The sequence below is a fragment of the Kosakonia radicincitans DSM 16656 genome (assembly GCF_000280495.2).
Classification (GTDB): Bacteria; Pseudomonadota; Gammaproteobacteria; order Enterobacterales; family Enterobacteriaceae; genus Kosakonia; species Kosakonia radicincitans.
The window spans coordinates 685,806-707,625 of record NZ_CP018016.1; the positions used below are offsets into that span (position 1 = coordinate 685,806).

A 21,820-nucleotide genomic window follows, 5' to 3' on the forward strand; every position below is an offset into this window, starting at 1 on the left:
CACTCCTAAGACTGCCCTGATTCTGGTAACCATAACTTTATTGAGGTCTTTTACCATGAATCAGACGCTGCTTTCTTCTTTTGGCACGCCTTTCGAACGTATTGAACATGCTCTCGCCGCGCTGCGCGAAGGCCGTGGTGTGATGGTGCTCGACGACGAGGACCGTGAAAATGAAGGCGATATGATTTTCGCCGCAGAAACCATGACCGTTGAGCAAATGGCGCTGACTATTCGCCACGGCAGCGGCATTGTTTGCCTGTGCCTGACCGACGAACGCCGGAAACAGCTCGATCTGCCGATGATGGTCGAGAACAATACCAGCGCCTACGGCACCGGTTTTACCGTTACTATCGAAGCGGCGCATGGCGTAACAACCGGTGTTTCGGCGGCTGACCGTCTTACCACCGTTCGCGCGGCGATTGCCGATGGCGCGAAACCTTCCGATCTGAACCGTCCTGGCCACGTTTTCCCGCTGCGCGCGCAGCTTGGCGGCGTATTGACCCGTGGCGGTCATACTGAAGCAACGATCGATTTAGTGACGCTGGCGGGTTTTAAACCGGCGGGCGTGCTGTGTGAATTAACCAATGATGATGGCTCAATGGCGCGCGCGCCGGAGTGCATCGAATTTGCTAAGCAACACAATATGGCTGTTGTGACCATTGAAGATCTGGTGGCTTACCGCCAGGAACATGAGCGTAAAGCCAGCTAACTTGCGTTAGTGATAAAAAATCCTCGGCCGAAAGCTGCGGATTTTTTTTGCCTGTCCTGCGTCAATGTTTGTCGCATTTATAATATTCACGCATTGAAATTTCGCGGTGCTACTTATAAAGTGGTACCTGCTCTACGGACATAAAAAACAGTTTTAAAGCATTATAATTCATTAAGTTAACGCTATTTTGTCATTGGTTTGTTAACCAATGTTTGCCGGAAATAAGGGAGGCAATATGTTTATCTCATGGTACTGGCTTCTGGCGATTGTCATCGTCGTTTTCGGCTATGTCCACGTACTTAAACGCCATTGCAAAGCCTGCCGCCACGATCGCGAAGCGATCTATAAAGCTTATCAACGGGTGCTCGAAGAGCTGAAGAAAACTCGCCGCGTCGGGCAGGGCGAATAAGACGCGCCTGCCCTCTGCAAGAGCGTCCCGATCCTCAGCCGCTAAATCCCATCGCCTGCAACGCCACAAGGCTTAAGCCCATCACCGACATACCGCACAGCACGCCATAGCTGGGATTGTTGTTGGGATCGATCTCTTTCGCCAGCGGCATCAGTTCATCCACCGACAATGCCACCATAATCCCGGCGACGGTTGCCATAATGGCCGCCATCACCACTGGCGAGAGCAGACTGCCGAGGATCAACCATGCCAGGACGCCGCCGAGGATCTCCGCCAGCCCTGAGATTCCCGCCCAGAATACCGCGCTGCGTTTTGAACCGGTTGCCGCGTAAACCGGCCCGGCAACCGCAAGTCCTTCAGGAATATTGTGCAACGCGACCGCAAAGGCGATACCGAGGCCTAATTCCAGGTCGTTACTGGCGGTGACATAGGTGGCGATGCCTTCCGGGAAGTTATGGAGACTGATACCCATCGTCAGCAAAATGGCGGTACGGCGCAGGCCGCGCGGAAAGGTTCGCCGCGTACCCTGCATTAAATCCTGCGGGTGTGCATGGGGTAACATGCGATCCAGCGCGAAATACCCCAGCAGGCCCACGACAAACATGCCATAGCCGAGCATCGGTGACATATTTTCCGTCGCCAGTGCAGCGGGCAGCATCTCCATTAACGAAATCAATAACATGATTCCGGCAGCAAAGCCGAGCGAGAACGCCAGTACGCGGTTTGATGGTTTCTGGCCTAACACGCCAAGAATCGCGCCGATAAAGGTCGCTGCGCCAGCCAGGATGGTCAGAATCAACGGTACCGACATGAATTACTCCTTTATGATAATCATTCTCATTAATGTAAGAGTTTGTTACCTGAAAAGCGAGGCCGGAGCCTTATCTTTACTTGATGCTTACATTCAAAATTACTGAAGATCTTCATCATGGTTATCTGAGTTCTTCGCACCATGAAAAGGCGTAATGTGTCGTTATCAAATTGACACACTCAGTAAGGATATCACCATGTCTGCACCTCGTATGCCAGCACTGTTCCTGGGCCACGGTAGCCCAATGAATGTTCTGGAAGATAACGTTTATACCCGCGCCTGGGGAATGTTAGGCGAGACGCTGCCGCGCCCGAAAGCGATTGTGGTGGTATCCGCCCACTGGTTTACCCGTGGTACTGGCGTTACCGCGATGGAAGCGCCGAAAACTATCCATGATTTCGGTGGTTTCCCGCAAGCGTTGTACGATACTCATTATCCGGCACCGGGTTCGCCGGAACTGGCTCAGCATCTGGTTGATTTACTGGCACCTGTGCCCGTTGTGCTTGATAAGGAAGCCTGGGGCTTTGACCACGGCTCCTGGGGCGTGCTGATTAAAATGTACCCGAATGCCGACATCCCGATGGTGCAACTCAGTATCGACAGCACGAAACCCGCAGCATGGCATTTTGAGATGGGCCGCAAGCTGGCGGCGCTGCGTGATGAGGGCATTATGCTGGTGGCCAGCGGCAACGTGGTGCATAACCTGCGTACCGCACGCTGGCATGGCGAAAATACGCCGTATCCGTGGGCCACATCGTTCAACGATTATGTGAAAGCGAACCTCACCTGGCAGGGCCCGGTTGAGCAGCATCCGCTGGTAAATTACCTCGATCATGAAGGCGGAGCGTTATCTAACCCAACCCCGGATCACTACCTGCCGCTGCTGTATGTGCTGGGCGCATGGAACGGCACCGAGGCCATTACTATCCCGATAGACGGTATTGAGATGGGTTCGCTGAGTATGCTTTCGGTTCAGGTTGGTTAAAATAAAGGGTGGCTCTGGCAGCCACCCTTTTCATTCTCCTGGATGTGGAAAAATTCGAGGAAGATCGCAAAAAATCACATCTGAAATACGGTTTTTTTGAAAATAAAAAGACCTGTGCTGCAAAAATAAAACGCTGTGCTGAATTTACTCTTTTTTGTGAACATTATCGTCGCAAGAATCCCGCCGAGTGACTACTCTCAAAGAGTCTAATGTCTCAGACAATCCCATAAAAATTATCTGGTGTTGTACCTCGAACCCCTGTTCGTGGTCGCTCTTATTTACCTAAAAAGCAGTAAACCTCTGGAGACACGGAAATATGAATTCAGCGAAAACCTTACTAAAAGTCTGTATTAGTTCCGCTCTGCTGTTTATCTCTCACGCCTCTTTAGCCCAAACTTTTCGTGCAGCCGATGTTCACCCGGCAGATTACCCCAATGTTGTTGCGGTAAAACATATGGGAGAAAAACTCAGTGCAGCTACGGATGGTCGACTGGATATTAAAACCTTTCCTGGCGGTGTGTTAGGCGATGAGAAACAGGTTATTGAACAGGCGCAAATCGGTGCAATAGATATTATTCGCGTGTCGATGACGCCAGTGGCAGCAATATTACCGGAGATCAATGTCTTTACGCTGCCCTATATTTTTCGCGATGAAGATCATATGCATAAAGTGCTCGACGGAATGATTGGCCAGGAGATTGGCAATCGCCTGTCGGAAAGCAGTAAATCGCGGTTGGTTTTCCTTGGCTGGATGGATGCCGGTACGCGTAATTTGATTACCAAAGCGCCAGTCACGAAAGCGGAAGACCTGAAAGGGATGAAAATTCGCGTGCAGGGCAGCCCGATTGCGCTTGATACGCTGAAAGCCATGGGAGCCAACTCGGTCGCCATGGGCGTTAGCGAAGTATTTAGCGGTATGCAAACCGGCGTGATTGATGGCACAGAAAATAACCCTCCAACCTTTGTTGCGCATAACTATTTACCCGTTGTGAAGAATTACACCTGGAGTAAGCACTTTATTATTCCGGAGCTGTTTTTATTTTCTAAAGTTAAATGGGATAAGTTGAAAAAAGAGGATCAGGAATTGATCCTCAAGCTGGCGAAAGAAGCCCAGGACGAACAGCGTGAATTGTGGAAAACCTACAATCAGAAGTCGCTGGAAGCCATGAAAGCGGGCGGCGTGCAATTCCATGATATGGATACCACCGCCTTTTACGAGGCGACACAATCAGTACGCGATAAATACGGCAAAGACCATCAGGATCTGATGACCCGCATTAAAGACGTGCAATAACAGCTACGGGCAGGGGAAGCCTTGCCCCGATAATTATTTTGTCTGTTATATCTTTATTTTCTGCCGCGGGAAAATCGTTATGGCTGAACGCTATTCGTTGTTGATGGATATCCTTTACCGAATATCAATGTGGATCGCCGGAATTGCGCTGCTGATTATGGTGGCGATTATTCCGCTGGGGATCTTTGCGCGCTACGTAATGAACAGCGCTTTATCCTGGCCGGAACCGATAGCCATTATTTGCATGGTGACGTTTACCTTTGTCGGCGCAGCGGTAAGTTACCGCGCGGGTTCACATATCGCCGTCAGTATGGTCACTGACCGCTTAAGCGAACGCGCGCGTAAGATCTGTTTTGTGGTCGCCGACCTGATGCTGATGGCGATTAGCCTCTTTATTCTCTGGTACAGCAGCGCGCTGTGTGCGGAATTATGGGAGCAGCCTGTTGCTGAATTCCCGTTTTTTACCGCCGGTGAAACCTATTTGCCGCTGCCGATCGGCTCAGCAATCACGTTGCTGTTTATTCTCGAAAAGATGTTGTGTGGCGCGCAATATCACCGATCGGTGGTGATGGTGGGCTCGTCGGGTTAATCCGATCATCCAGTAAGGAACGTTTATGGATGCATTTATTCTCGTTTTTACGTTAGCCATTATGCTGGCGGTGGGTGTTCCGGTCGCTTATGCCGTGGGGATCAGCGCGGTACTGGGCGCATGGTATATTGATATTCCGCTGGAAGCAGTGATGATCCAACTGACCAACGGCGTCAATAAATTCTCACTGCTGGCGATCCCTTTCTTTATTCTCGCCGGAGCGATTATGGCCGAGGGCGGTATTGCGCGTCGGCTGGTGAATTTTGCTTATATATTTGTCGGTTTTATTCGCGGCGGCCTGTCGCTGGTGAATATCGTTGCATCGACATTCTTCGGCGCAATTTCCGGATCATCGGTTGCAGATACTGCCTCGATCGGCTCGGTGATGATCCCGGAGATGGACAAAAAAGGGTATCCGCGCGATTTTGCTGCGGCCGTAACTGCCAGCGGCTCGGTACAGGCGATCCTGACGCCGCCCAGTCATAACTCGGTAATCTATTCGCTGGCAACCGGCGGCACAGTCTCGATTGCTGCGCTGTTTATCGCCGGGATCCTGCCGGGATTGCTGCTGAGTTTTACTCTGATGGTGATGTGCGTGGCATTTGCCCACAAACGCGGTTATCCGAAGGGAGAGCGCATACCGTTTCGCCAGGCGTTAAAGATTTTTGTTGATACGTTATGGGGGCTGATGACGGTAGTGATCATCATGGGTGGCATTCTCTCGGGGATCTTTACCGCCACGGAGTCAGCGGCAATTGCCTGCCTGTGGGCTTTCTTCGTCACTATGTTTATTTACCGCGATTACAAATGGTCGGAGTTACCGAAGCTGATGTATCGCACCGTAAAAACGGTGAGCATTGTGATGATCCTGATTGGTTTTGCCGCTGCATTCGGCGCGATCATGACCTACATGCAGCTTCCTGCCCGCATCACCGAAGCGTTCACCAGCATCTCAGATAACAAGTACGTTATTCTGATGTGCATCAATATCATGCTGTTACTGATTGGCACGCTGATGGATATGGCACCGCTGATCCTGATCCTCACGCCGGTGTTGCTGCCGGTGACAAATGCGCTGGGGATCGATCCGGTGCACTTCGGCATGATTATGCTGGTCAACCTCGGCATTGGGTTGATTACGCCGCCGGTGGGATCGGTATTGTTTGTCGCCAGCGCGGTGAGTAAACAGAAGATCGAGCAGGTGGTGAAAGCGATGCTGCCGTTCTATGCGATCCTGTTCTTCGTGCTGATGCTGGTGACTTATATTCCGGCGATCTCGCTGTTTCTGCCGAAACTGTTTGGCGTACTTTAGGGATGTCGACTGGGCCTGTAAAAACAAACCCGGCGCGTTTGGCCGGGTTGTTATTGTCACCACGTAGATGCTCTTTTACGTTATTCGGTAAAGATATGCGGATAGAAACGTGACAGGTCCTGGGTGATCAGCGCGCGATCTTCACGAATGCCGATTCCTGCGGGTTGATCGTTGATCAGCCAACTGCCGATCAGCGTATAACTGTCGCCGAATTTTGGCAGCGGGTGGAACTGCTGCACAATCATGCCCTCTTCGCCGTACGGCCCTTCAACCGCCTCGACCGTTTTTCCGTTCTCAACGATCGACACATTTGCGCCTTCACGGGAGAAAATCGGTTTCACGACGTACTTTTCCATTTGCGGATAATTGTCTTCGGCAAAGTACGCAGGCAGCAGATTGGGATGATTGGGGAACATCTCCCACAGCAGCGGCAACAGCGCTTTATTGGAAATAATGCTCTTCCAGGCGGGTTCCAGCCAGCGAACACCGGCATCTTCCAGCTTGGTGGAGAACATTTCGCGCAGCATGTATTCCCACGGATAAAGCTTGAACAGGTTGCCAATCACCTGATCCTGAAGGTCGGTAAACTGGCCTTTCTCGCCAAGGCCGATATCCTCGATATAGAGGAACTCCGACGCCAGCTCCGCTTCTGCCGCGCAATCCTGCAAATACTGCACGGTACCGCGATCTTCAACGGTATCCCGGCAGCAGGTGAAGTGCAGCAACTGGAAACCATGCTGCTCGCGAAGCTCGGCGAAACGCGCAATGAGCTGCTCTTGCAGGCTGTTGAATTGATCGCTGCCCGTTGGCAAGTTTCCGGCGTTAAGCTGGTCTTCCAGCCAGATCCACTGGAAAAAAGCGGCTTCATACAGAGACGTTGGTGTATCTGCATTATTCTCCAGCAATTTGGGTTCGCCCACGCCATCCCAGGCGAGATCGAGACGCGAATAGAGCGACGGTTGCTGCGTTGCCCAGGACTGGCGTACAAAGCCCCAGGTGTGTTTTGGAATGCGGAATTTGGCCATCAGCTCGTCGCTGGCAACCACTTTTTCCACCACTTTCAGACACATCTGGTGCAGCTCAGCGGTAACCTCTTCCAGCTTCTCAACCTGAGCAAGCGTCAGCTTGTAGTACGCTTCTTCACACCAGTACGGTTCTCCGTACATGGTGTGAAAATTAAAACCATATTCGGTGGCTTTTTCGCGCCAGTCCGGGCGTTCGGTAATTGCGATTCTTTCCATGACCATCAACCGCCCATCGAGCGGGTCGGCGTACCGCTTACGCGGCGCTGCATCGTGTTCTGCTTCGCAACAGATTCACCAAAGCCGCCACGGGTCACCGTGGTTGTGGTCGCCGGTTTTGGCGCCATCGCTGTTTTCGGTACGGTCATGGTGCGGCCCGGCTGCGCTGCGCCATAGCCTTTACCGGATGCATCGGTGTACTGGCCGTAAGCCGGGCTTGCCGGATTACGCGAGCTGAACAGCGGCTGCTGGGCAAAACCTGCGCCACCGCCCATCAGGCGGCCCATCATATAGCCCGCCATCAGCGGCATCCAGAAGCTGCCGCCGGACTGTGCCTGTGCCTGATTTTCCGGCGTCATGCCCGCCTGAACCGGCGTCTGCTGGCACTGGCCTTCACCGAATTCTGCCACGCAGTCTTCGCGCGTCGCGTATTTCGGCGCCGTACGCTCAGCTTCTTTCAGCGCGTTGTTGTACGCGGTTTTACACTCAGCGCTTTTCCCCGGGTTTGCCGACGAACAATCGTCCGCATTCTGGTACAGGGAAACCGTTTCGTCGCTTTTTTCACAGCCTGCCAGCATGAAAACGGCAGTCACCGCCAGTGCGACAGGTGTTAAATGACGTGCGCTCCAGCTTTTGCGGAACGTCGCGTGTTGGATGTTTTTTGTCCGTTTCATTGTTATCTTCCTGGATCCCAAAGGCATATGTAAAACGCTCAGGATAGAGGATGAGTGGTTGAAGTTAAAGCGAGGAGGGGAGGCCTTTACGTTGCCTTACGTAAAAACGGGGGCTGGATTGCCCCCGTTGCGGATTGGTGCTGATTAGCGTTTAACGCTGGTGCGTGCTGCGGCAGGCTGTACGTTGCCGTTGAAGTTATCAACGCTTGCATCCTGCTGCGGGTTCTCCGGTGCGACGCTTTCCGGCGTCGTGGAGACGTTTTTACCCAGCGAGTTGTTCAGCGCCTGCAAATCCTGCTCGTTCAACGTACCCAGCGCTGATTTGATATTCAGCTCATTGATCAGGTAGTTATAACGTGCGCTGGAGAGCTGCTGTTTGGCGTTATACAGCGTGGTGGTCGCATCCAGCACATCAACAATGGTACGCGTACCCACGGAGTAACCTGCTTCCATCGCATCCAGGGAGCTTTGGGCAGAAACAACCGCTTGTTTGTAGGCGTTGATGCTGCTGATAGACGCGTTCACGTTGTTGAAAGAGGAGCGCACGTTCTGTACGACGCTACGATGCGCGCTTTCCAACTGTTCGCTTGCGCCAACAAAGTTGTACTGCGCCTGTTTAACCTGTGACGTTACCGAACCACCGCTATAAAGCGGCAGGCTGAAGCTCAGGCCAACAGAGTTCTGACCGATGTCCCGATCCGCATAGGAGGAGGAGGAAACTGCGTTGCCACGTGTCGCGGAACCGCTGTATTTGGTATTCGAAACGCTGGTGGACGCCGTTAAATTAAGTGTTGGCAGATGGCCGTCCTGCGCCTGGCGGATTTGCTCACGCGCCAGATCCTGGCTCAGACGCGCCTGCAGCAGCGTCAGGTTACGGCTTTCCGCTTCCTTCAGCAGAGCGTTCACCGGTTTCGGTTTGTCGGTTTTAAAGCCGTCGACATTCAGTGACGCCAGCTCCGGATAGTAGTTGCCGGTAACCTGACGCAGTGATTCCAGGGCATTGTCGAGGTTGTTGCGGGCGGTCACTTCGTTCGCCAGCACGCTGTCATACTGGGAACGGGCGTTCTGTACGTCGGTAATGGCGACCAGGCCAACGTTAAAACGCTGGGTGGTTTGATCCAACTGACGGTAAATCGCCTGTTTCTGCGCTTCCGTGTAGGAGAGCGCATCAATCGCGCTCAGCACGTTAAAATAGGCAGTCGCCGTGTTCAGAATCAGGGTTTGCTGATCGGTTTGCCAGGTGACATCCTGAATGCCAGCCGTTTTTTCTTGCAGCGTCAGCGCGCGCCATTTCGACATATCAAAAATAGTTTGCGTCAGTTGCAAAGAGCCACTGGTTACATTCGAATCGACACCATTACTATCACGAAAGCCATTGGTATACGTATAATCAGCGCCCAAACCGAGCTGAGGTAATAAAGGGCTGCGCGCTTCATTAATTTTCTCAAAGGCGGCATCGCGATCAGCGGCGGATTTACGCAGATCCGGGTTACTCAAACGAGCCTGCTGGTATACCTGAAGCAGGTTTTCTGCCTGGCTCATGGTGCTGAAACCGGTGAGGCTCAGACCGATAAGGAGGGAGAGCAATTTCTTCATTTGCATTCCTTGTTGTGAAGCAGTATTAGCGCTGGTCTAAATTGGGAAAAATAATCGCCGATTCTAGCAGAAACGGGCATCGCCTCAGCTTGGCGTTCCGTGCCATTGGCATAAATTTGCACCAATGTACCATATAGCGCTTGCAACAGTAATTAAACGGGTCTGAAATCCAGATTTTTGTCATTATTTTCGAATGAGATGCCGCCAATGAGTAAGCCAATATCACCCGAAATGACTTTCACAAAAAACGATGTAGAAATTATTGCACGAGAAACACTCTATAGCGGTTTTTTTTCGCTTGATCTTTACCGCTTTCGCCACCGTTTATTCAATGGTGAGATGAGCGGCGAAGTACGTCGTGAAATTTTTGAACGCGGTCACGCCGCAGTCTTGCTACCCTTTGACCCAGTGCGCGACGAAGTTGTGCTGATCGAACAGATCCGTATTGCGGCATTCGATACCAGCGAAAGCCCATGGCTGCTGGAGATGGTCGCCGGTATGATTGAAGAGGGCGAAACCGAAGAAGACGTTGTGCGCCGCGAAGCTGTTGAAGAGGCGGGGTTAACCGTCGGGCGCGCAAAAAAAGTATTGAGCTATCTGGCAAGTCCTGGCGGCACCAGCGAGCGTTCCGCCGTCTTTGTCGGTGAAGTGGATGCCACTCAGGCCGAAGGTGTTCATGGTCTGGTGGATGAAAACGAAGATATTCGGGTTCATGTGGTGAGTCGGGAGCAGGCTTACCAGTGGGTAGAAGAGGGGAAAATCGATAACGCAGCATCTGTCATCGCCCTGCAATGGCTGCAACTGCATCATGAGAGCTTACGAAACGAGTGGAAAAAATGAAGCGCTATACACCTGACTTCCCTGAAATGATGCGCCTGTGCGAAACCAATTTCGCTCAGTTGCGTCGTCTGTTGCCGCGTAATGATGAAGCGGGCCAAACGGTGAGCTATCAGGTGACTAACGCACAATATCGGTTAACGATAGTAGAAGCGACGCGTTATACGACGCTGGTGGAAATTGAACAGACGGTGCCTGCCGTGAGCTACTGGAGCCTGCCGTCCATGACGGTGCGCCTGTACCACGACGCGATGGTCGCTGAAGTGTGTTCAAGTCAGCAGATCTTTCGTTTCAAAGCGCGTTATGATTATCCTAATAAAAAGTTGCATCAACGCGACGAAAAGCATCAAATTAATCAGTTTCTGGCCGATTGGCTACGTTACTGTTTAGCACATGGAGCAATGGCGATTCCGGTTTGTTAGCGTCATGAAACCTAAGGACACCATTTGGAAAGCCTGTTAAACCTCTCTCTGGCCGGTGAGTCCAGAGTCAGGGTCTTACAAATTACTGATTCTCACCTGTTTGCCGAAAAGCACGAGACGCTGTTAGGGGTCAATACCTGGGAAAGTTATCAGGCGGTACTGGAGGCTATCCAGGCCCAGCAGCGCCCTTGCGATCTGATCGTCGCCACCGGCGACCTGGCACAGGATCACTCCGCTGCGGCTTATCAGCATTTTGCTGAAGGCATCGCAAGATTCACTGCGCCTTGCGTCTGGTTACCGGGTAATCACGATTTCCAGCCCGCCATGTACAGCGCGTTGCAGGATGCGGGAATATCACCGGCAAAACGCGTATTTATCGGCGATCATTGGCAAATTCTACTGCTGGATAGCCAGGTGTTTGGCGTCCCTCATGGCGAACTGAGCGAATTTCAGCTTGAGTGGCTGGAGAATAAACTCTCCGACAGCCCGGAGCGGCACACTTTGCTGCTGCTTCATCATCATCCGCTGCCATCCGGTTGTAGCTGGCTCGATCAGCACAGCCTGCGTAACGCGGGCGAACTGAATAATGTGCTTCAGCGCTTTCCGAAAGTGCGCCACCTGCTGTGCGGGCATATTCACCAGGAGCTGGATCTCGACTGGAATGGCCGCCGCCTGCTGGCGACGCCGTCAACCTGTGTGCAGTTCAAACCGCACTGCGCTAACTTTACGCTCGATACCATTGCACCGGGATGGCGCTGGCTGGAGCTCTATGATGACGGAACGCTGCATACCGAAGTCTGCCGGCTGGAGAGCACGCAGTTCCGCCCCGATACGGCTTCAGAAGGCTACTAATGTCCACTCTTCTCTATCTGCATGGCTTTAACAGTTCGCCGCGTTCGGCGAAGGCCACGCAGTTGTCGCAATGGCTGTCGCAGCACTATCCCGACATCGCCGTGCTGGTGCCGCAATTGCCGCCTTATCCCGCTGCTGCAGCTGAATTGCTGGAGTCGCTGGTGCTTGAGCAGGGCGGGCGGCAGCTTGGCGTCGTCGGATCGTCGCTGGGCGGTTACTACGCAACCTGGCTCTCGCAATGCTTTATGCTGCCAGCGGTGGTGATCAACCCGGCTGTGCGTCCGTTTGAGTTACTGGCCGATTACCTCGGCAATAACGAGAATCCCTACACTGGGGAACAATATGTGCTAGAGTCTCGCCATATTTACGAGCTCAAAGTGATGCAAGTTGACCCGCTTGAAGCGCCGGATCTTATCTGGCTGCTGCAACAGACCGGGGACGAAGTGCTCGATTACCGCCAGGCGGTGGCCTATTACGATGCCTGTCGCCAGACTGTAGAAGAGGGCGGGAATCATGCCTTTGTGGGCTTTGAGAATCATTTCACACAGATTATCGATTTCCTTGGGCTGCATTGAGCCAACAGGGAAACGATGCGGTCACTATCTACGAACAAACCATGACGCAATCCTATAACGCTGATGCCATAGAGGTACTCACCGGGCTTGAGCCGGTTCGCCGCCGTCCGGGGATGTACACCGATACCACTCGCCCGAACCACCTCGGGCAGGAAGTCATTGATAACAGTGTCGATGAGGCGCTGGCGGGGCACGCCAAACGCGTGGAGGTGATCCTGCACGCCGACCAGTCGCTGGAAGTTATCGACGACGGGCGCGGCATGCCGGTGGACATTCACCCGGAAGAGGGCGTTCCGGCCGTTGAGCTGATCCTCTGCCGCCTGCACGCGGGCGGTAAATTCTCAAATAAGAACTATCAGTTCTCCGGTGGCTTGCACGGCGTTGGCATTTCCGTGGTGAACGCCCTGTCGCGTCGCGTGGAAGTACAGGTAAAACGTGACGGACAGATTTATAGCATTGCGTTTGAAAATGGCGAAAAGGTCGAGGATCTGCAGGTTATCGGTACCTGCGGCAAACGCAATACCGGGACCAGCGTCCATTTCTGGCCGGATGAATCCTTCTTTGATAGCCCGCGTTTCTCGGTTTCCCGCCTGACGCATCTGCTGAAAGCAAAAGCGGTACTCTGCCCCGGCGTGGAAATTATCTTCAAAGATGAAGTGAACAACGCCGAGCAGCGCTGGTGTTATCAGGATGGCCTGAACGACTACCTGTGCGAAGCAGTCAACGGCCTGCAGACGCTGCCGGAGAAACCGTTTATTGGCAATTTCTCTGCTGAAACCGAAGCGGTGGACTGGGCGCTACTGTGGCTGCCGGAAGGCGGTGAGCTGCTGACGGAAAGCTACGTCAACCTGATCCCGACCTTGCAGGGTGGGACGCACGTTAACGGCCTGCGCCAGGGGTTGCTGGATGCCATGCGCGAGTTCTGCGAATACCGCAATATTCTGCCGCGCGGCGTGAAGCTTTCGGCGGAAGATATCTGGGAACGCTGCGCGTACGTGTTGTCGGTAAAAATGCAGGATCCACAGTTCGCCGGGCAGACTAAAGAACGCCTTTCTTCTCGTCAGTGCGCCGCGTTTGTCTCCGGCGTGGTGAAAGATGCGTTCAGCCTGTGGCTGAACCAGAATATTCAGACTGCTGAACTGCTGGCCGAAATGGCGATTTCCAGCGCCCAGCGTCGTATGCGCGCCGCCAAAAAAGTGGTGCGTAAAAAGCTGACCAGCGGTCCGGCGCTGCCGGGTAAACTGGCGGATTGCACCGCGCAGGATCTGAACCGTACCGAGCTGTTCCTCGTGGAGGGTGACTCGGCGGGCGGCTCCGCTAAGCAGGCGCGCGATCGTGAATATCAGGCGATCATGCCGCTGAAAGGTAAAATCCTGAACACCTGGGAAGTCTCTTCGGACGAAGTGCTGGCCTCGCAGGAAGTGCACGACATTTCCGTGGCGATCGGCATTGATCCGGACAGCGACGATCTCAGCCAGCTACGCTACGGCAAGATCTGTATCCTCGCCGATGCGGATTCCGATGGTCTGCACATTGCCACACTGCTGTGCGCGCTGTTCGTGCGTCACTTCCGCGCGCTGGTGAAGCATGGTCACGTCTACGTGGCGCTGCCGCCGTTGTACCGTATCGACCTCGGCAAAGAGGTGTATTACGCGCTGACGGAAGAAGAGAAAACCGGCGTGCTGGAGCAACTTAAGCGCAAGAAAGGCAAACCGAACGTGCAGCGCTTTAAAGGGCTGGGCGAGATGAACCCGATGCAGCTTCGTGAAACCACGCTCGATCCGAACACCCGCCGTCTGGTACAGCTGATCATCAGCGATGAAGATGAGCAGCAAACCACCGCCATGATGGATATGCTGCTGGCCAAAAAGCGTTCCGAAGATCGCCGCAACTGGCTGCAAGAAAAAGGCGATATGGCCGATATCGAAGCCTGATAAAACCCATCACGAAAAAGGGATGCTTAGCGCATCCCTTTTTACTTAGCGGCTCAGGTTCTGTTCGCCCCATGCAAGCGCCGTGTTTATCAGGGCGCTCAGCAGCTCGCGAAAGCGTTCGCTCTTCTCTTCGCAGAACGCAAAGCTCGTCTCATCCATGTAGCAGCACTGCGCCACTTCCAGTTGTACCGCATGAATGTTCTGTTGCGGTGCGCCGTAATGGCGGGTGATATACCCGCCTTTAAAGCGGCCGTTGAGCACTTTGCTGTAGTGCGGAAACGCCTCGCAGCAGTCCAGCAATGCGCGGCTCAGCTCCGGCGCGCAGCTTGCCCCATCGGCAGTGCCGAAATTCAGATCCGGCAGTTTGCCTTCAAACAGACGCGGAACCACCGATTTGATGGAGTGCGCATCCCACAGCAACGCGTAGCCAAAGGTATCACGCAACCGCGCCAGTTCCTGCGCCAGCGCCTGGTGATAAGGCTGCCATACGTTGTGCAAAATGGCGGCTTTCGTGGCGTCATCCGGCGCTTTGCCCGCTTCGAACAGCGGCTCGCCGTCAAAAAAAGTCCCCGGAAACAGGCCGGTGGTGGCCGTGCTGTATAGCGGTTTGTCATCCGCCGGGCGGTTTAAATCCACGACATAGCGGGAATACCTGGCGCTCAACACACTGGCGCCAAGCTCGCGAATCGGCTGATACAGCAGCGGAATATGCCAGTCCGTATCCTCCAGGCGCTGCGCCCGCGCAGTAAGACCGCGGGCGATCTCCGGCGTCAGGTGCGTGCCAGGATGGGGCATGCTGACCAGCAGCGGCAGCCGACCCTGATGTAATTCGAATCCGTTAGTCATGCCACACTTCCTCCCCCTGATAAATAACCTGTTTCGACAGCGTTCCACCCAGCCAGTAGCTGAGTTCTGCCGGATGAGCAACATCCCACGCGACAAAGCTGGCCTCTTTACCTGCCTGTAGCGTACCGCAGCGATCGCTGATACCTAATGCGCGGGCGGCATGACAGGTCACTCCCGCCAGCGCTTCTTCAGGCGTCAGACGGAACAACGTGCAGGCCATGTTCATCATCAGGCGCAGAGACAACACGGGCGACGTGCCGGGGTTCAGATCGCTGGAAATGGCCATCGGCACCTGGTGCTGACGCAGCAGCGCCACCGGTGGCTGCTGGCTCTCGCGTAAAAAGTAAAAGGCACCCGGCAGCAGAACAGCTGTGGTGCCATGCTCCGCCATCAGCACGATATCCTCTTCACACAAATACTCCAGATGATCGGCGGAAAGCGCGTTGTAGCGGGCGGCCAGACCAGCGCCATGCAGCAGTGAAAGCTGTTCGGCATGCAGTTTTACCGGTAAGCCAAGTTGCTGCGCTTTATGGAAAACCCGTTCCACTTGCTGCGGTGAAAAGGCCAGATGTTCACAAAAAGCATCGACCGCATCGACCAGCCCTTGTACGTGCCAGGCGGGCAGCCAGTGCTGGCAAATCTCGTCGATATAGTCGTCGGCGCGCCCCTGATACTCGCCCGGCAATGCATGCGCCGCGAGACAGGTGCTAAAGATAGTGAGTGGCATTTCTGCGCCAAGCGCGCGGATCACCTGCAACATTTTGCCTTCATCGGCAAAGCTGAGGCCGTAGCCGGATTTGATCTCAAGCGTGGTAACGCCATCTTTGCGCAGCGCGTGAATGCGCTTGCGGGCGCTTTCCAGCAGTTGTTGCTGGCTGGCGTTGCGGGTGGCGTTCACGGTACTGATAATGCCACCGCCGGCTGCGGCGATCTCCGCGTAACTCGCGCCGTTGAGACGCATCTCAAACTCCTGGCTGCGATCGCCGCCAAATACGCTGTGGCTATGGCAATCGATTAGCCCTGGCGTAACCAGCCGTCCGTGCAGATCCACTTCACGATCAATCGCATCGTCCGGCTGCGTTCCCTCTTCGCCCAGCCATACAATGCGCGGGCCATCGGTGATCATCGCCGCGTGTGGAATCAGGTTATATTTGCCCGCTTCCATGGTGGCAATCTGGCAGTGACGCCATAAAATGCGCATCCGCGTTCTCCCGTCATGGTTCGGCGCGGCCATCGCCGCGCCGCCGGTTTTACTTTGCAATCATCGGCAGGTTGAGGCCGTGCTCTTTGGCACAGGCGACAGCGGAATCATAGCCTGCATCGGCATGGCGCATCACGCCCGTCGCCGGATCGTTATGCAGTACGCGGGCGATACGTTCTGCCGCTTCATCCGTGCCATCGCAGACGATAACCATCCCCGAATGCTGTGAGAAGCCCATGCCGACGCCGCCGCCGTGGTGCAGGGAAACCCAGGTTGCGCCGCTGGCAGTATTAAGCAATGCGTTCAGCAGCGGCCAGTCGGAAACTGCATCGGAACCATCTTTCATCGCTTCGGTTTCGCGGTTCGGGCTGGCAACGGAGCCGGAGTCCAGGTGATCGCGGCCAATGACAATCGGCGCCGAGACTTCACCGCGACGCACCATTTCGTTAAACGCCAGCCCCAGACGCGCGCGCTGCCCCAGACCCACCCAGCAAATACGTGCTGGCAGGCCCTGGAAACTGATGCGCTCTTTCGCCATATCCAGCCAGCGGTGCAGATGCGCATCATCCGCGATCAGCTCTTTCACCTTTTCATCGGTGCGATAGATATCTTCCGGATCGCCGGAGAGCGCGGCCCAGCGGAACGGCCCGATACCGCGGCAGAACAGTGGGCGAATATAAGCGGGTACAAAACCCGGGAAATCGAAGGCGTTGCTGACGCCCATCTCTTTCGCCATCTGGCGAATATTGTTGCCGTAATCGAAGGTTGGGATGCCCTGCTGCTGGAAGGCGAGCATCGCTTTAACGTGCTCCGCCATTGAAGCTTTCGCCGCCTGAATCACTACCGCTGGCTCCGCCTTCGCGCGTTCGCGATACTCTTCCCACTGCCAGCCAATCGGCAGATAGCCGTTCAGCGGATCGTGGGCGCTGGTTTGATCGGTCACGATATCCGGACGAACACCGCGTTTAACCAATTCCGGTAAGACTTCCGCCGCATTGCCGTGCAGCGCGACAGAGATAGCTTTGCCTTCGCGGGTGTAGCGTTCAATACGCGCCAGTGCATCATCCAGATCCGTTGCCTGCTCATCCACATAACCGGTACGCAGGCGGAAATCGATGCGGGATTGCTGACACTCAATGTTCAGCGAGCAGGCGCCCGCCAGCGTGGCGGCCAACGGCTGTGCGCCGCCCATACCGCCCAGACCAGCAGTCAGCACCCAGCGACCAACCAGCGAACCGTCATAATGCTGGCGACCCGCTTCGACGAAGGTCTCATACGTGCCCTGAACGATCCCCTGGCTACCGATATAGATCCAGGAGCCAGCGGTCATCTGGCCGTACATCGCCAGCCCTTTAGCGTCCAGTTCGTTGAAGTGCTCCCAGTTAGCCCAGTGGGGAACCAGGTTGGAGTTGGCTATCAGTACGCGCGGCGCATTGCTGTGGGTTTTAAACACGCCGACCGGTTTGCCGGACTGCACCAGCAGCGTTTCGTCATCGTTAAGCTGTTTCAGCGCTTCCACCATTTTGTCAAAGCACTCCCAGTTACGCGCTGCCCGTCCAATCCCCCCGTAAACCACCAGCTCTTTCGGGTTTTCCGCGACTTCGGGATCAAGGTTGTTCATCAGCATGCGCAGCGGCGCTTCGGTCAGCCAGCTTTTCGCATTCAATGTCGTGCCGCGCGGCGCTCTGATCTCAACATCACGATAACGGGAAAATTCACTACTCATGCGGTTTACCTTCTTTGTTTGATAGCGGAATAAATGCTTACTGATGTTGTCTTGTATATACATGATAAGCACATATGGTGCCACTTTGATCGATTTATTTATTATCTATATAAAACAGTTAGTTGTAATTATCTGTTTTTTGCGTGGTGTTGGGGGAAGATATTTTAGCGCGCTTTACTGCACTATTATTGTGCTTAACGGCAGAAAAACGATCATTTTAAGTGCATTCATGCGCTGTTTTATGGCGAGAGAGCAGGGCAATAAAGCAGGACTAATCCGCCAGGTTAGACTGATTTTATTAACGAAATATAATTATCTTATTGTTTTTGATGCATTTTAATTTATCGATATATGTTGCGATTACGTTATGGCACATGGCTTGCAAGTTGTACATACAAGGATATACATAAAGCATTTTGCATCGCCGTCATAACGGGACGGCAAATGATGACCATAAGGCGTAACGATGATTACTTTCAACAATGTGACCAAGCATTACGACGACGGTACCGTCGTGGTCGATGGCCTGAACTTTGTCGCGCCAGGAGGCAAAATTACCGTGCTGGTAGGGCCGTCGGGCTGCGGCAAAACCACCTCATTACGCATGATCAACCGGCTGGTCGAACCCTCTTCCGGCACGATTTTGCTCAATGGCGAATCCACCGCGCAGATGGATGTGGTGCAGTTGCGTCGGCGCATTGGTTACGTGATCCAGAATGCCGGGTTGTTCCCGCATAAAACCATCATCGATAACATCGCTACGACCGCCATTCTTAATGGCGCGGCGAAAAGCAAAGCCAGGGCCAGAGCGGCGGAATTACTGGAAGTGGTCGGCCTGGCGCCGCAACTGGCGAAACGCTACCCGTGGCAACTCTCCGGCGGGCAACAGCAGCGCGTCGGCGTGGCACGCGCGCTGGCGGCCGACCCGGAATTTATGCTGATGGACGAACCCTTCAGTGCAGTCGATCCCGTTGTGCGTGAACAATTGCAGGAAGAATTTCTGCGCATTCAGAAAGAGGTCAGTAAGACCATCATTATGGTCACCCACGATATCGATGAAGCGATGAAACTGGGTGATTGCGTTGCGGTGCTGAAACCCGGCGGCAAGCTGGCGCAACTGGCGACGCCGGGCGAATTGCTGAATGCGCCGCAGAGTGAATTTGTTGCCGATTTCATTGGCCGCGACCGCGGTTATCGCAAACTCAGTTTTCACACCTCCGCACCGCTGACGGCGTTGCAGGCGGAACCGGCCATCGAAATGGGCGCAACCCTTGCGCAGGCGCGTGGTATCAGCGCGCAGCGCTGGCTGCTGGTGACGCAGCAGGGCAAAGCCTGCGGCTGGTTTGACACGCATCAGCAGGTAGCGGTGATTACGCCGGAGAACGTGAATCTCGGCGCGACGTTTTCTCCGCAGGGCGGCACGCTGCGCCAGTTGCTGGATTCGGCGCTCAGCTCTCCCTGCCATCGCGCTGTGGTGGTTGATGAACAGCTTGCCCCGCAGGGATCGCTGGCGCTGGAAAATGTGCTGGATGCCTGCAAGTCGCTGACGCAGGAGGCGCTATGAGATTTGACTGGCTGTGGGGGCAAAGTGACAGGATCCTCAACCTGCTGCTCTGGCACTGCTATTTGTCGATTACGCCGATCCTGATCGGCCTGCTGCTGGCGATCCCGGTGGGCTGGGCGGTCAATAACCTGCCGAAAGTGAAAGGGATCGTGCTGAACCTGTTCGGCTTGCTGTACACCATTCCTTCGCTGGCGCTGTTCGTGCTGCTGCCGCCGCTGCTGAATACGCAGATTCTCGACCCGATCAACGTGGTCGTGGCGCTGACCATTTACAGCTTCGCGCTACTGGTAAGAACCGTGTGCGACGGGCTGGATTCCGTTGCCGAAGATACCCGCCAGTCCGCTTTCGCGCTGGGGTACAAACCGCTACAGCAATTTTTGCAGATCGACCTGCCGCTTGCCGTGCCGGTGATCGGTTCCGGGCTACGCGTGGCGGTGGTTTCTAACGTCAGCATTGTTTCGGTGGCTGCGCTGATTGGCGCACCGCAGTTAGGTTCGCTGTTTACCCAGGGCTTTCAGCTTCAGTTCCTCACCCCGATTATCGCCGGGATTGTGCTGTGCATCGCGCTGGCCTTCATTCTGGATTGCCTGGTGGTGGCGATAACCCGTTCATTAAGCCGCTGGCAACCACAAAGGGGATAACTGATGAGTGAATGGTTTCTCGATCTCAGCCACTGGTATGGCGACGACGGCATTGTGCCGCTGCTGTTGCAGCATATCGGTTACAGCGCTGCGGCGCTGGCGATTGCCGTTGCCATTGCTTTTCCGGTCGGCTGCTATACCGGCCATACCGGGAAAGGGGAGGCGCTGCTGATTGGCACCACCAACGCCCTGCGTTCGCTGCCCTCTTTTGGCCTGATTATTTTGCTGGTGATCCTGCTGGCGGGTTATTTCGAATCGGATATGGCCTTTGTTTTGCCCTGCATTATCGTGCTGGTGGTGCTGGCGCTGCCGCCAGTGGCGCTGGGCGTACATGCCGGGATCCGTTCTGTCGATCCCAGCGTGCATGACGCGGCAAAAGGGATTGGCCTGACGCCGCTTCAGGTGCTGTTGCAGGTCGAGTTGCCCTGCGCAATGCCGCTGATCCTCTCCGGGATCCGCAGCGCCGCACTGCAAATTGTCTCCACCGCGACCATCGCGGCATATGTTTCACTCGGGGGCCTGGGACGATTGATTATCGACGGGCGTGCCGCCAACGACTTTGCGCAGATGACCGCCGGGGCCATCCTCGTCGCGCTGCTGGCATTGATCATTGATCTCTTTTTTTCGCTTTCAGGGAAAGTCGTGGTTTCACCGGGCATCACCCGGAAAACCAAAAACCAGTGATGTTGAATCCTTTAATTACAGAAGGTTAATAAGATGATTAAGAAACGCTATTTAACGTTGTTCAGTGCCGCGCTGCTGTCTGTCGCTTCTTCTGTCTGGGCTGCTGATGCCGGCCAGAAAGTGATTATTGGTTCGGCGGATTTTCCGGAAAACCAACTGCTGGCGACCATCTACGCCGGGGCGCTGGAAGCACAAAATATTCCAGTTGAGAAAAAACTCAATATTGGTAGCCGTGAAGTCTATATCCCGGCGCTGCTGGACGGTTCCATCACCGTGATCCCGGAGTACAGCGGCGCGCTGCTGAGCTATCTGGATGCGAAAAATGAAGCGCACAGCTCGGAAGATGTGGCAAAAGCGCTGGCCGCTAAGCTGCCGGAAAAACTGAAAATGCTCAACACTTCTACGGCGCAGAACAGCGATGTACTGGCGGTAACGAAGAAAACAGCAGAAAAATACAAACTGAAAACCATCGATGACCTGAAGCCTGTCGCCGGGCAATTAGTGCTTGGCGGCCCGGCGGAGTGGAAAACCCGTCATGAAGGCGTTCCCGGCCTGCGTGAAGTATACGGCCTGAATTTCAAAACTTTCAAGGTGCTGGATGTCGCTGGCCCGCTGACGCTGACGGCGCTGAAAAACAACCAGATTCAGGTCGCTGACCTGACTTCCACAACGCCGGAGATCAAAAAAGATCACCTTGTCGCGCTGGAAGATCCGAAGCACCTGTTTGCCGCGCAGAACATCGTGCCGATTGTCGCCAGCAGCACGCTGAACCCGACCATTGAAAGCACGCTGAACAAAATCTCCGCGCAGCTTACCACCGAAGATCTGATTTCCATGAACGAACAGCTTTCTGAGTTCGCCAGCATTGATGATGTGGCGCACCAGTGGCTGGTTAAACACCAACTGAGCAAGTAAGGA

23 protein-coding genes are annotated in these 21,820 nt (G+C 54.5%); 16 read left to right on the forward strand and 7 right to left on the reverse strand.

Going from position 1 to position 21,820, the window contains the following annotated elements:
• The first annotated feature begins 55 nt into the window (after window positions 1-55).
• Together ribB and Y71_RS30325 are read left to right on the forward strand one after the other, a co-directional pair.
• On the forward strand, window positions 56-709 hold the full coding sequence (gene ribB, locus Y71_RS03455) for a 3,4-dihydroxy-2-butanone-4-phosphate synthase (protein ID WP_007370076.1): 654 nt from the start codon (window positions 56-58) through the stop codon (window positions 707-709).
• Window positions 710-944: 235 nt separating this feature from the next.
• Window positions 945-1,118, forward strand: a complete 174-nt coding sequence (locus Y71_RS30325; RefSeq protein ID WP_007370077.1) for a hypothetical protein — start codon at window positions 945-947, stop codon at window positions 1,116-1,118.
• 34 nt (window positions 1,119-1,152) lie between these two features.
• Here the strand turns inward: Y71_RS30325 and zupT are convergent, their stop codons facing one another.
• The gene (gene zupT, locus Y71_RS03465; RefSeq protein WP_007370078.1) at window positions 1,153-1,929 is read right to left on the reverse strand and encodes a zinc transporter ZupT; all 777 of its coding nucleotides are present in this window, start codon (window positions 1,927-1,929) and stop codon (window positions 1,153-1,155) included.
• Window positions 1,930-2,125: 196 nt separating this feature from the next.
• Here zupT and ygiD point away from each other — a divergent pair, with 196 nt between their 5' ends.
• From ygiD to Y71_RS03490, 4 genes are all read left to right on the forward strand, one after another.
• The gene (gene ygiD, locus Y71_RS03470; protein WP_007370079.1) at window positions 2,126-2,914 is read left to right on the forward strand and encodes a 4,5-DOPA-extradiol-dioxygenase; all 789 of its coding nucleotides are present in this window, start codon (window positions 2,126-2,128) and stop codon (window positions 2,912-2,914) included.
• Between the two features lie 316 nt (window positions 2,915-3,230).
• Window positions 3,231-4,208 carry a TRAP transporter substrate-binding protein gene (locus tag Y71_RS03480; protein ID WP_007370081.1) on the forward strand — a complete coding sequence of 326 codons (978 nt, stop codon included), beginning with the start codon at window positions 3,231-3,233 and terminating at the stop codon, window positions 4,206-4,208.
• A 79-nt stretch (window positions 4,209-4,287) separates the two neighbouring features.
• On the forward strand, window positions 4,288-4,797 hold the full coding sequence (locus tag Y71_RS03485) for a TRAP transporter small permease (RefSeq protein ID WP_007370082.1): 510 nt from the start codon (window positions 4,288-4,290) through the stop codon (window positions 4,795-4,797).
• Window positions 4,798-4,822: 25 nt separating this feature from the next.
• Window positions 4,823-6,109 (forward strand): TRAP transporter large permease, encoded by a 1,287-nt coding sequence (locus Y71_RS03490; protein ID WP_007370083.1) that lies wholly within the window; start codon window positions 4,823-4,825, stop codon window positions 6,107-6,109.
• 80 nt (window positions 6,110-6,189) lie between these two features.
• Here the strand turns inward: Y71_RS03490 and Y71_RS03495 are convergent, their stop codons facing one another.
• From Y71_RS03495 to tolC, 3 genes are all read right to left on the reverse strand, one after another.
• Complete coding sequence (locus Y71_RS03495; RefSeq protein WP_007370084.1) at window positions 6,190-7,350, reverse strand: glutathionylspermidine synthase family protein; 1,161 nt, start codon at window positions 7,348-7,350, stop codon at window positions 6,190-6,192.
• Window positions 7,351-7,355: 5 nt separating this feature from the next.
• Window positions 7,356-8,024 carry a DUF1190 family protein gene (locus Y71_RS03500; RefSeq protein ID WP_007370085.1) on the reverse strand — a complete coding sequence of 223 codons (669 nt, stop codon included), beginning with the start codon at window positions 8,022-8,024 and terminating at the stop codon, window positions 7,356-7,358.
• A 144-nt stretch (window positions 8,025-8,168) separates the two neighbouring features.
• Complete coding sequence (gene tolC / locus Y71_RS03505) at window positions 8,169-9,620, reverse strand: outer membrane channel protein TolC (protein WP_007370086.1); 1,452 nt, start codon at window positions 9,618-9,620, stop codon at window positions 8,169-8,171.
• A 207-nt stretch (window positions 9,621-9,827) separates the two neighbouring features.
• Here tolC and nudF point away from each other — a divergent pair, with 207 nt between their 5' ends.
• The 5 genes from nudF to parE are packed head-to-tail and all read left to right on the forward strand — an operon-like array spanning window position 9,828 to window position 14,240.
• Complete coding sequence (gene nudF, locus Y71_RS03510) at window positions 9,828-10,460, forward strand: ADP-ribose diphosphatase (RefSeq protein WP_007370087.1); 633 nt, start codon at window positions 9,828-9,830, stop codon at window positions 10,458-10,460.
• Window positions 10,457-10,879 (forward strand): DUF1249 family protein, encoded by a 423-nt coding sequence (locus Y71_RS03515; protein WP_007370088.1) that lies wholly within the window; start codon window positions 10,457-10,459, stop codon window positions 10,877-10,879. The genes nudF and Y71_RS03515 overlap by 4 nt, the downstream gene beginning before the upstream one ends.
• Before the next feature lie 24 nt (window positions 10,880-10,903).
• Window positions 10,904-11,731 carry a 3',5'-cyclic-AMP phosphodiesterase gene (gene cpdA, locus Y71_RS03520; RefSeq protein ID WP_007370089.1) on the forward strand — a complete coding sequence of 276 codons (828 nt, stop codon included), beginning with the start codon at window positions 10,904-10,906 and terminating at the stop codon, window positions 11,729-11,731.
• Window positions 11,731-12,306 (forward strand): esterase YqiA, encoded by a 576-nt coding sequence (gene yqiA / locus Y71_RS03525; RefSeq protein WP_007370090.1) that lies wholly within the window; start codon window positions 11,731-11,733, stop codon window positions 12,304-12,306. The genes cpdA and yqiA overlap by 1 nt, the downstream gene beginning before the upstream one ends.
• A 41-nt stretch (window positions 12,307-12,347) precedes the next feature.
• Entirely contained in the window at window positions 12,348-14,240 is a 1,893-nt protein-coding gene (parE, locus tag Y71_RS03530) for a DNA topoisomerase IV subunit B (RefSeq protein ID WP_007370091.1), read from the forward strand.
• A gap of 45 nt (window positions 14,241-14,285) precedes the next feature.
• On the opposite strand, the gene hutG is transcribed toward parE, so the two are convergent.
• Genes hutG through hutU form a run of 3 tightly spaced genes read right to left on the reverse strand, consistent with a single transcriptional unit; the run spans window position 14,286 to window position 18,013 of the window.
• Window positions 14,286-15,086, reverse strand: coding sequence for an N-formylglutamate deformylase (hutG, locus tag Y71_RS03535; RefSeq protein WP_007370092.1), 801 nt, complete (start codon window positions 15,084-15,086; stop codon window positions 14,286-14,288).
• Window positions 15,079-16,287 (reverse strand): imidazolonepropionase, encoded by a 1,209-nt coding sequence (gene hutI / locus Y71_RS03540; protein WP_007370093.1) that lies wholly within the window; start codon window positions 16,285-16,287, stop codon window positions 15,079-15,081. The genes hutG and hutI overlap by 8 nt, the downstream gene beginning before the upstream one ends.
• A 49-nt stretch (window positions 16,288-16,336) precedes the next feature.
• A complete protein-coding gene (gene hutU, locus Y71_RS03545; protein WP_007370094.1) occupies window positions 16,337-18,013 on the reverse strand; it encodes a urocanate hydratase in 1,677 nt (558 codons plus the stop codon).
• Window positions 18,014-18,098: 85 nt separating this feature from the next.
• Here hutU and Y71_RS03550 point away from each other — a divergent pair, with 85 nt between their 5' ends.
• From Y71_RS03550 to Y71_RS03570, 5 genes are all read left to right on the forward strand, one after another.
• A complete protein-coding gene (locus tag Y71_RS03550) occupies window positions 18,099-18,353 on the forward strand; it encodes a hypothetical protein (RefSeq protein ID WP_007370095.1) in 255 nt (84 codons plus the stop codon).
• 126 nt (window positions 18,354-18,479) lie between these two features.
• Complete coding sequence (locus Y71_RS03555; RefSeq protein ID WP_007370096.1) at window positions 18,480-19,577, forward strand: ABC transporter ATP-binding protein; 1,098 nt, start codon at window positions 18,480-18,482, stop codon at window positions 19,575-19,577.
• Window positions 19,574-20,218, forward strand: a complete 645-nt coding sequence (locus Y71_RS03560) for an ABC transporter permease (RefSeq protein ID WP_007370097.1) — start codon at window positions 19,574-19,576, stop codon at window positions 20,216-20,218. Before Y71_RS03555 ends, Y71_RS03560 begins: the two co-directional genes overlap by 4 nt.
• A 3-nt stretch (window positions 20,219-20,221) precedes the next feature.
• Window positions 20,222-20,902, forward strand: coding sequence for an ABC transporter permease (locus Y71_RS03565; RefSeq protein ID WP_007370098.1), 681 nt, complete (start codon window positions 20,222-20,224; stop codon window positions 20,900-20,902).
• Window positions 20,903-20,935: 33 nt separating this feature from the next.
• Window positions 20,936-21,817, forward strand: coding sequence for an ABC transporter substrate-binding protein (locus Y71_RS03570; RefSeq protein ID WP_007370099.1), 882 nt, complete (start codon window positions 20,936-20,938; stop codon window positions 21,815-21,817).
• Window positions 21,818-21,820 lie beyond the last annotated feature (3 nt).